Raw genomic sequence first — 8,141 nt, 5'->3', positions numbered from 1 at the left:
GAGGTCGTCGCCGCTGACTCGGCGGCGATCGATTCGCGCATCAGCTCGAGATCGTCGTCGTTGCAGCGGGTGGCAGCAAGCCGCGCGATCTCTGGCTCGAGGGCGAGCCGAGCCTCGAGTCGCTGCCGCACGTCGTCGAGCCCACTCTCGGCGACGAAGAAGCCGCGGTTGACCTCGAAGTCGACGAGTCCGTCGCCTGCGAGTCTTCGGAGCGCTTCGCGCACCGAGCCGCGCGAGATACCAAGGCTGTCGGCGAGCACTCCCTGTGCGAGGCGCGAGCCCGGCTCGAGCGTGCCCGCGACGATCAGCGAGCGAATCTCGTCATAGGCGAGACCGACGACCGAGCGCACCCGCAACGGCTGGGCGGGATGGGGATCGACGTCGGCTTGGCGAAGAGTTGACATTCGATGTTCGAACGTTATATCGTCCCAGCGACCGGGACGCAAGCAGCACGGGAGGCGTCCCACCGACACGGGAGGGTTGATCGCATGAGCCAGGCCTCGGAGGGCGACGGCGTACAGGGAACGCTCGGCAAGAAGAACCTCACGACCATGCATGCCGTCGCGCAGGCGCTCGCGATCGGCCCCATGTTCTCGGTCGCGCTCATCCTCGGCGGTGTCTCGCGCCCCGATATCGGCGCGGGCTGGAACGCGACGCTTGCCGTCCTGCTCGCCGGGCTCGGCGTGCTCGCGATCGCGTACACGATCTCGCTTTATGCCCGGAAGTATGCGGGAGCAGGGGCTGTGTACGAGTACCTCACCCACGGCGCGCACCCCTGGGTTGGGGTGTTCGTCGCCGGCTTCTTCTTCGTCGGGGCGCTCTTCCTCGGCGGCGGTGGCATCTACCTCGGGTTGAGCGTGCTGATCGACGGGTTCTGGACGACGCACATCTCCGACAGCGGCCCGGCCTGGTGGGTCTGGGGCATGATCGCCCTCGCGATCGTCCTCGTCCTCAACTACTTCGGCATCCGTCTCGCCATTCGCGCGATGTTGACGTTCGCAATCGCGTCGTTCATCCCGATGGTGATCCTCGCGATCGTGATCATCGCGAAGGGTGGGAAGGACGGAAACACCCTGACGATGTTCAATCCTGGCGAGACATCGCTCTTCGGCGTCACGGGTGGCGGCGTGCTCGGCGGGATCCTGCTCGGCATCCTGCTCTTCGTCGGCTTCGAGGCGGCGGCCTCGATCGGCGAGGAGTCCGAGGATCCGCATCGCTCGATTCCACGCGCCCTGATCGGCACGGTTGCCGTTGCCGCGGGCTTTTTCGTGCTCATGTCCTACGCGTTCTCGATCGGGTACGGCGAGAAGGCCGTGAGCGAGGGCCTCTGGGCGTTCTCGCCGGGACCGGTCAGCGAGATGGCGACGCTCTACGTGGGATCGTGGTTCGCGACGCTGCTCGAGCTCGTCGTCATCCTCGACGCCATGGCGCTTGCGCTCGCGATCTGCGTGATGATCGGCCGCGGTTTCTTTGCGCTCGGGCGTGACGGGTTGCTCCCGGCGTTCTTCGCGAAGACGTCGCGCCGTGACACGCCGTGGGTCGGGAACCTGATGGTCGCCGTCGGCGGGATCGGCCTGACGCTGCTCGTCTTTGCGACGGATTACGCCTCCCAGTTCGGTTTCGTCGACGAGGCCGGGGCGTTCGTCCCGTTCTTTCCGAACGACCAGTTCGCAACCTTCATCCTCTCCGCCACGATCGGTTCCTTTGCGATCGAGCTCGTCTATCTCGTGCTCGCGGTTGCGGCATTCAGGCTCGTTCCCACGAGCGGCAACAAGCCGTGGCAATACCTGATCGTGGCCGTAGCGGTGGCGACGCCGATCCTCGGCTTCTACGGCGCACTCAACCCCGAGCCGCACGACAAGTCGAACTTCAACTGGGTGGCCGCTGCCTGGACGATCGGGCTCCTCGTGCTTGCGTTGATCTGGTTCGTGATCCTGGTCGTCGCCCGGCGCGACAAGATCGACGGCGCAGCATCGCACGCGGCCGAACATCACGGCGTTGCGCCGCTCGACGAGACGCTCGGCTACGAGCCCGCCGGCGACACGACGCCGCTGTAGCGGGGAGACCGTGACCGAGCTCAATTGGAACAGCATCGGCGCGGCGGAGGAGTCCCCCGTGGGCTTCCTCCGCCGGGTTGAGGTCGGGGGTACAGCCGTGTGCCTCGGGAAGACGGCCGAGGGCTGGGTCGCCTTCCAGGACACCTGTACTCACGAGGACTGCTCGCTCTCCGACGGCGAGCTCGACGGCGGCGTGATCGTCTGTCCCTGCCATGCCTCGGAGTTCGACCTCCGCACCGGGGACGTCCTCTGCCCACCAGCGCTCGAGCCGCTTCCGATCTACGAGGCGCGCGTCGAGGCGGGTGACCTCCAGGTCCGACTCGGACCGCCCCCCGCAGCCGCGGAGGCGGTGCACGAGCGGGAGGAACACGTGCCGATCGACCTTGCCCGCGCCGCGAGCACGGGCGCTCCCTCGGTTGAGGGCCTCTCGCTCGGGGACGTCGACCTGACCGATCTCGGCGTCTGGGAGCAGGGCGTGCCGTACGAGTGGCTGACGCTGCTCCGCCGGGAGGCGCCCCTGTACTGGCAGCCGGAGGAGGACGGCCGTGGCTTCTGGGTGTTCACGCGCTACGACGACATCGTCCAGATGTCCAAGGACTGGGAATCCTACTCCTCCGAGGCGGGCGGCACGTCGCTCGAGGATCTGACGCCGGAGGAAGTCGAGGCGCGGAAGTCGATGCTCGACACCGACCCACCAGCCCACACGCGGCTTCGGGCCCTCGTCAACAAGGGATTTACGCCGCGGGTCGTCAACACCTACGAGGAGCGGATCAGGGCGCTCGCGAGCGGGATCCTCGCGCAGGCATTCGAGCGCGACGCCTTCGACTGGGTCGAGGATGTTGCCTCGGAGATCCCGATGTGGGTTTTCTCCGAGATCATGGGCCTGCCGGTCGACGATCGGCGGCTGCTGATCGAGCTCGGCGACAAGCTTCTCGGCAACACCGATCCCGAGGTCGTCGGGGAGGAGAACCTGCTCGAGCTGACGTCGAACGATCCGTCGATTCGGTTGTTGCCGTTCTCGAGCCCCTTCGCACCGGAGCTGATCGAGTACGGCTGCCGGCTCGGTGCCGCCCGTCGCACGGATCCGCGTGACGACATCACGACGAAGCTCGTCGAGGCGGAGCTCGACGGCTCCCGCCTCTCCGAGCACGAGTTCGGGCTCTTCTTCATCCTTCTCACGACGGCCGGGAACGAGACCACGAGGCACACGATCAGCCTCGGCCTCCTCGACCTCCTGGCCCACCCCGACGAGGTCGCCCGCCTGATCGCCGACCCATCGCTCGCCGGTACGGCGGCCGACGAGATCCTTCGACGTGCCCATCCCGTCCACCACTTCAGGCGCACCGCCACGCGCGACGTCACCGTCCACGGCAGCAGGATCGAGGCCGGAGATAAGGTGACGATGTGGTACGCAGCCGGCAACTACGACGAGGAAAAGTTCGCCGATCCGTATCGGCTCGACCTCGGTCGACAGCCGAACCGACACCTCACGTTTGGACTCGGTGGGCCCCATTTCTGTCTCGGGGCACATCTTGCGAAGCTCGAGGTGAGGATCTGGCTCGAGGAGATGATCCCCTACCTCGATCGCATCGAGCTCGCCGGAGCGCCGACGCGCCTGCGTTCGAACTTCTTCAACGGCATCAAGCGCCTGCCCGTGCAGGTGCGCTCCTGACCACCGATCCAGGCTGAGGAGGCATCGAGTTGAGCTTGCACCAGGAAGCGGAAGCGGCCGCGAGGACAATGAGCGGCCTTGGCGTGCGCGCCGTCAGGTTGCTCTTCACCGACCTGCACGGCGTTGCGCGCGGCAAGGACATCCCGATCGGGCACTTCGCCGGCATGTGCGAGGAAGGCGTCTCCTTCTGCGCCGCCGTGATGGGAACCGACCTGCGGCACACGCCGGTCGTCGGCGGCGAGGAGGGGTACATCGACCTCGCGATCCGACCCGAGCTCGACACGCTGCGCTCTGTGCCCTGGCAGCCGGAGGTTGCCTGGTGCCTCGGCGAGGCGTGGACGCTCGATGGCGCCGATCACTTTCCGTCGTGTCCGCGGGCCTTGCTTCATCGGGTCGTCGACGCGTACGCGGAGCGTGGCCTCGAGCCGATCGTGGCGCCCGAGCTCGAGTTCTTTCTCGCCGAGCGCGATGCCGACGCTCCGAACGGACTCCGTCGCTACGTCGACGAGCTCTCTCGCGTCTACACCGTGGGGGCCGTCTCCGACCCACGCGAGATCGTCCTCCGGATGCTCCTCTGGTGCGACGAGCTCGGGCTACAGGCGTTTGCGGCGAACCACGAGTTCATGAACTCGCAGTACGAGATCAACGTCAAGCACTCCGGTGCCCTCGACGCCGCGGATCGGGCGTTCATGTTGAAGGCGGCCGTGAAGGAGATCGCGGTTCGCGAGGGGATGCTCGCCACATTCATGGGCCGCCCATTCGCAGATCAGGGCGGCTCCGGCTTCCATGTCCACCTCTCGCTCAACGACGCTGACGGCAGGAACGCCTTTGCCGACGAGGGAGGCCCTGACGGCCTCAGTCCGCTCGCTGCCAACTTCATCGCCGGCGTGATCGATCATGCCCAGGGGCTTCAGGCGATCCTCGGGCCGACGATCAACTCGTACAAGCGCATCCTCCCCGACAGCCTCGCTCCGACGCATGCGAACTGGGGGCACGACAACCGGACGGCCTTCTGCCGCGTCCCGAACGAGCGCGGCTCGAGGGCTCGGGTCGAGGTGCGCACTGCCGACGGCGCCGCCTGCGCACACCTGATGATCGCAGCGCTCCTCCTTGCAGGACTCGACGGTATCGAGCGAGGTCTCGCTCCCCCCGACCCGGTCGTCGGCGATGCGTACCGCATGGACGATGCCCACGCCGGTTCGTCGCTTCCCTCCGATCTCGGATCAGCGCTCGACGCGCTCGAGGCCGACGCGGTGCTCACCGAGCGAATCGGTACGAGCCTCGTCTCGACATTCCTCGCGATGAAGCGATTCGAAGTGGAGCGGTTCACCGAGGCCGTCGGCGAGCTCGACGTCGAGGCCGTCAGCCAGTGGGAGATCGAAGAATATGCTGCCCATCTCTAGCCCCGAGGGACGCTGCGTCAGCGTCCAGCACGACGGCGAAGCGCGCTGGGGCCGCCACGTCGGCGCCGAGATCATCCTCTCCGACGGCCTCCGGATCGCCGAGGTATCGGCGCACTATCTCGCCCCCGCCTCTCCGTCGAAGATCCTCGCGGTGCATCTCACGTACGGGAGCCGCGTGCGAGAGTACGAGGCGAAGACGCCGCCCGAGCCGTCGTACTTCATGAAGCCGCCGACGACGCTGAACGGCCATCGTCAGCCCGTGCTGATGGCCCGCGGCTCGCGCTTTCTCAACTACGAGGGCGAGCTCGCGGTGATCATCGGGCGCCGAATGAAGGGAGTGCCGATCGACCAGGTTCTGGACTACGTTGGTGGCTACACGTGCGCCAACGACGTCGGCATGCACGACTTCCGGCACGCCGACCGCGGCGCCATGCTGCGCGTCAAGGGCCACGATGGCTTCCTCCCGCTCGGGCCGGAGCTCGTGCCCGCGGCCGAGTTCGACCCGACCGACTTCACGCTCCGCACCGTTCTCAACGGCGAGGTCGTGCAGGAGGCGACGGCCGACGATCTCCTCTTCCCGGTCGCCTACCAGCTCGCGGATCTCTGCCGGCTGATCACACTCGAGCCCGGTGATGTGATCCTCACAGGCACGCCCGCGAACTCCCGCCCGATGAAGACCGGTGACGTCGTCGAGGTCGAGATCTCGGGCATCGGCCGGCTGACGAACACGATCGAGGAGTGGGACGTCGATCTCGCAGGTCCGGGAGAGCAGATGCAGGTCTCGGCGCAGACGCTTCACGTGGCGCTCGCGATTCCCGAGGACGAGGCAGAGCGGATGGTGGCCGAGGGCCGCGAGCCGTGATCCGCCTGCACCGGCTCGACCACGTCTCCCTGCGCGTCGCCGATCTCGACGAGGCGTCCGCCCGGTGGCAGATCCAGTTTGGGCTGGTCGAGCGCGCGCGGGAGAACGGGAAGGCGCTCCTCGCCTGCAACGACGAGCCGTACTGCCTCGAGCTCCTCGAGGGGGAGATCCCCGGGCACGACCATTTTGCGTTCGAGCTGGCCCGGGATTGCTCGCCCGACGACGCCCGCGCCCACCTCCTGACCCACGATCTCGCCTGGGAGGAGCGCGAGGACTCGTTGTTCGTCGACGATCCGGATGGCCGCCCCGTGCAGCTGATGCCGCACGTACCGCCGGCGGCCGAGGTCGACCGCTGGCCGCAGCACGCGCGGCCGTCCACGACAGTCCATCTCGGCGCGGCCCGCAAGTTGGGCCACGTCAACTGCCTGACGAGCGACATTCACGCAGGTTTTCGGTTCTACACCGAGGTGCTCGGCATGCGCCTGTCGGACTGGCTCGACGAGGTGGGCGTCTGGTTCCACATCAACACCGATCACCACGTGATGGCTCTCGTCGACGTCGGCTACGCCCATTTCCACCACCTTGCCTTCGAGACCGTCGACATCGGGAAGATGCGCGACATGCTCGATCATGTCGCCCGCCACGGCCGCTGGCTCGGCTGGGGGCCGACACGGCACGGAATCGCGGGCAACATCGCGAGCTACGTCCGAATCGTCGAGGAGGCGTGCTTCGTGGAGCTGTACTGCGACATGGAGCAGATCCAGGATGATCACGTCCCGCGCGTCTACCCCGACGATCGCTACTCCTCGAATACGTGGGGGCCGCTGCCGCCCCGCTCCTACTTCCGCTTCGACCCGGTCGCGATCGAGTACGAGCGCGAGAGCCTCGAGACGCGTGGGCACGTCTTGCCGCCGCCCGGGGAGGCGTGATGGCCGTCACCGGTTTCACGATCCCGCGCTCGCCCGGAGGCCGCTCGTCCATCGTGCCGTATCCGCCCTGGCATTACGTCGGAGACTTTCTCGTCGTCGAGTACTGGGCCGATCCCGAGAAGGCAGCATCGGTGCTTCCGAAAGGTCTGGACCCTCACCCCGATGCAGGGCGGTGCGCGGCCGTGTTCGCCGACTGGCAGTCGTGCTCGGAGCGGGGCGGCGAGCTGACCGACCCCTCTCGCTCGCAGTACAAGGAGGTCTTCCTCGTCGTCAACGCGCTGCTCGACGGCGAGGAGGTGACGACGTGCCCCTTCATCTGGGTCGACCGCGACTTCGCGCTGACGCGTGGGTGGCTGCAGGGCTTCCCCAAGAAGCTGGGCTCGATCTGGATGACACGCACGTTCGGGCTCGAGAGCCCGGCCGATCCCGGTGTGAGGGCCGGGGCGACCTTCGGCGGCACCTGCGCTGCCTACGAGCGCCGCGTCGTCCAGGCGACCGTGACGCTGGAGCAGCTCTCGGAGACCGGTCCGACGCACAACGACCCACCGATCGTCAATGTGCGGCACTTCCCGCGACTGGAAGCCGGTCGTCACGACGACCCCGCCGTCCACGAGCTCGCACGCTCCCGCAGTCGCGACCGCGTCGTTTCGGCAGTATGGGAGGGGAGCGCGACGCTCGACCTGTTCGGCGCACCGCACGAGGAGCACGATCTGCTTGCTCCCGTGAAGATCGGCAAGGGCTTCAGGTTCACGTTCGGGTACACGGTCGACGACCAAGAGATCGTGAAGGATCTGCGCGCATGACGCGGGTCGCGCTCGTCACCGGCGGTGGCACGGGGATCGGAGCGGCTGTTGCACGACGGCTTGCCGCGGACGGATACGCGGTTGCAGTGACGGGCCGCAGGCCCGGGCCGATCCAGGAGGTCGCGGCCGAAGTAGGAGGGCTCGCCGTCGCCGCCGACGCAGGTGTCGCCGCCGATGCCGACCGCGCGGTGGCGGAGACGGTCGCTCGGTTCGGCGGGCTCGACGCGCTGGTGCTCAATGCCGGAATCGGCGGTGAAGGGTCGCTGCTCGATTTCGACCCGGTGTCGTTCGAGAGTGTCTTCCGCACGAACGTCTTCGGGGCGCTGCTCGTCGCCCGCGCGGCGATGCCCCAGCTCCTCGAGCGCCGTGGCGCCGTGGTCTCGATCGGCTCGGTCGCCGGGATGCGGGCGGCGCC

8 protein-coding genes are annotated in these 8,141 nt (G+C 67.6%); 7 read left to right on the top strand and 1 reads right to left on the bottom strand.

Annotated elements, in window-relative coordinates; genetic code table 11:
• On the bottom strand, positions 1–404 hold a 404-nt coding region (locus tag ABIR74_RS07825; protein ID WP_348176771.1), incomplete at its 3' end, for a GntR family transcriptional regulator.
• A gap of 84 nt (positions 405–488) precedes the next feature.
• Here ABIR74_RS07825 and ABIR74_RS07820 point away from each other — a divergent pair.
• The 7 genes from ABIR74_RS07820 to ABIR74_RS07790 form a co-directional block, all read left to right on the top strand.
• Positions 489–2,057, top strand: a complete 1,569-nt coding sequence (locus ABIR74_RS07820; protein WP_348176769.1) for an APC family permease — start codon at positions 489–491, stop codon at positions 2,055–2,057.
• Positions 2,058–2,067: 10 nt separating this feature from the next.
• A complete protein-coding gene (locus tag ABIR74_RS07815) occupies positions 2,068–3,729 on the top strand; it encodes a cytochrome P450 (protein WP_348176767.1) in 1,662 nt (553 codons plus the stop codon).
• A 68-nt stretch (positions 3,730–3,797) separates the two neighbouring features.
• Entirely contained in the window at positions 3,798–5,132 is a 1,335-nt protein-coding gene (locus tag ABIR74_RS07810; RefSeq protein ID WP_348176765.1) for a glutamine synthetase family protein, read from the top strand.
• A complete protein-coding gene (locus ABIR74_RS07805) occupies positions 5,116–5,994 on the top strand; it encodes a fumarylacetoacetate hydrolase family protein (protein ID WP_348176763.1) in 879 nt (292 codons plus the stop codon). Before ABIR74_RS07810 ends, ABIR74_RS07805 begins: the two co-directional genes overlap by 17 nt.
• Positions 5,991–6,923: a VOC family protein gene (locus ABIR74_RS07800; RefSeq protein ID WP_348176761.1), complete on the top strand. Its 933-nt coding sequence runs from the start codon at positions 5,991–5,993 to the stop codon at positions 6,921–6,923. Before ABIR74_RS07805 ends, ABIR74_RS07800 begins: the two co-directional genes overlap by 4 nt.
• The gene (locus tag ABIR74_RS07795; protein WP_348176759.1) at positions 6,923–7,726 is read left to right on the top strand and encodes an acetoacetate decarboxylase family protein; all 804 of its coding nucleotides are present in this window, start codon (positions 6,923–6,925) and stop codon (positions 7,724–7,726) included. Before ABIR74_RS07800 ends, ABIR74_RS07795 begins: the two co-directional genes overlap by 1 nt.
• Positions 7,723–8,141: SDR family NAD(P)-dependent oxidoreductase (locus ABIR74_RS07790; RefSeq protein WP_348176757.1), on the top strand; the 419-nt coding region annotated here is incomplete at its 3' end. The genes ABIR74_RS07795 and ABIR74_RS07790, both read left to right, overlap by 4 nt.

The organism is Gaiella sp. (assembly GCF_039915195.1).
In the GTDB taxonomy this organism is placed as follows: Bacteria; Actinomycetota; Thermoleophilia; order Gaiellales; family Gaiellaceae; genus Gaiella.
This window is presented reverse-complemented; position numbering and strand designations above follow the sequence as displayed.

Excerpts from the sequence above, each read along its gene's own strand:
- ABIR74_RS07820 (WP_348176769.1), top strand. The coding sequence starts at position 489 with ATGAGCCAGGCCTCGGAGGGCGACGGCGTACAGGGAACGCTCGGCAAG.
- ABIR74_RS07810 (WP_348176765.1), top strand. The coding sequence starts at position 3,798 with ATGAGCGGCCTTGGCGTGCGCGCCGTCAGGTTGCTCTTCACCGACCTG.
- ABIR74_RS07805 (WP_348176763.1), top strand. The coding sequence starts at position 5,116 with ATGCTGCCCATCTCTAGCCCCGAGGGACGCTGCGTCAGCGTCCAGCAC.
- ABIR74_RS07795 (WP_348176759.1), top strand. The coding sequence starts at position 6,923 with ATGGCCGTCACCGGTTTCACGATCCCGCGCTCGCCCGGAGGCCGCTCG.